Below are 1529 nucleotides of genomic sequence, written 5' to 3'. Positions count from 1 at the left end.
GTCGGCCAGCGCCTCGATGATCGCGAAGTTCTCCGCCCCGTTGACGCCACGGCCACCGGAGACCACGATCGCGGCCTCGGTCAGCTCCGGACGCCCCGTCGACTCACGCGGCGTGCGCGCAACGACCTTCGTGCCGGTGGCCTGCTCGGAGAACGACACGCTCAGGGCCTCGACCGCGCCCGCGGCCGGAGCCGCCTCCACGGCCGCACTGTTGGGCTTGACCGTGATCACCGGAGTACCGGTGGTGACACGGGACCTGGTGGAGTAGGAGGCGGCGAACGCGGCCTGCGTGGCCACCGGACCCTCCTCACCCGCCTCCAGATCCACGGCGTCGGTGATGATGCCGGACTTGATCCGCACCGCCAGACGCGCGGCGATCTCCTTGCCCTCCGCCGAGGACGGCACCAGCACCGCGGCCGGCGAGACGGCGGCGTAGGCGGCCTGCAGCGCATCCACCTTCGGCACCACCAGATAGTCGGCGAACTCCGGCGCATCGGCCGTCAAAACCTTCACCGCGCCGTGCTCGGCCAGCACCGCGGCCGTCTCGGCGGCACCCGCGCCCAGCGCGAGCGCGACCGGCTCGCCGATCCGGCGGGCCAGCGTCAAAAGCTCCAGGGTGGGCTTGCGGACGGCACCGTCCACGTGGTCGACATAGACGAGAACTTCAGCCATGGGACTTCAATCTCCTGCACGTACGAAGAAGTAGGGCGGTCGGCGTGATGTGGGGGCTTAGATGAACTTCTGGCCCGCGAGGAACTCGGCCAGCTGCTTGCCGCCCTCGCCCTCGTCCTTGACGATCGTGCCCGCCGTGCGGGCCGGACGCTCGGTCGCGGCATCCACCGTCGTGAACGCGCCCTCCAGACCCACCTGCTCGGCCTCCAGGTCCAGATCGGACAGGTCCCAGGACTCCACCGGCTTCTTCTTCGCCGCCATGATCCCCTTGAACGACGGGTAGCGCGCCTCGCCCGACTGGTCGGTCACCGACACCACCGCCGGCAACGACGCCTGAAGCTGCTCGCTGGCACTGTCGCCGTCCCGGCGGCCCGTCACCACACCATCGGCGACCTTCACCTCGGACAGCAGCGTCACCTGCGGCACACCCAGACGCTCGGCCAGCAACGCGGGCACCACACCGGCCGTGCCGTCCGTGGAGGCCATACCGGAGATCACCAGGTCGTAACCGGCCTTCTCGATCGCCCGGGCCAGCACCAGCGACGTACCGATGAGGTCACTGCCGTGCAGGTCCTCGTCCTCCACATGGATCGCCTTGTCCGCACCCATCGACAACGCCTTGCGCAGCGCGTCCTTCGCGTCCTCCGGACCCACCGTCAGCACGGTGATCTCCGCCTCGTCCGCCTCGTCCGCGATCTGCAGCGCCTGCTCCACCGCGTACTCATCGAGCTCCGACAGCAGACCATCGACATCGTCCCGGTCCACGGTCAAGTCATCGGCGAAGTGCCGGTCGCCAGTGGCGTCGGGCACGTACTTCACGGTGACAACGATCCTCAAGCTCACGCCGGCTCTCCTAC

2 protein-coding genes are annotated in these 1529 nt (G+C 69.2%); both read right to left on the bottom strand.

The window, feature by feature from the left end; translation table 11 throughout:
* The coding region (locus tag ACFWY6_RS29925; protein WP_384696769.1) for an electron transfer flavoprotein subunit alpha/FixB family protein at positions 1 to 672 on the bottom strand (672 nt) is incomplete at its 3' end.
* Positions 673 to 729: 57 nt separating this feature from the next.
* On the bottom strand, positions 730 to 1515 hold the full coding sequence (locus tag ACFWY6_RS29920; protein ID WP_384696766.1) for an electron transfer flavoprotein subunit beta/FixA family protein: 786 nt from the start codon (positions 1513 to 1515) through the stop codon (positions 730 to 732).
* Between the last annotated feature and the right edge of the window lie 14 nt (positions 1516 to 1529).

The sequence above is a fragment of the Streptomyces sp. NPDC059037 genome, from assembly GCF_042740015.1.
In the GTDB taxonomy this organism is placed as follows: Bacteria; Actinomycetota; Actinomycetes; order Streptomycetales; family Streptomycetaceae; genus Streptomyces.
The sequence above is the reverse complement of the archived record's forward strand: the minus strand, read 5'-3'. Positions and strand labels throughout refer to the sequence as shown.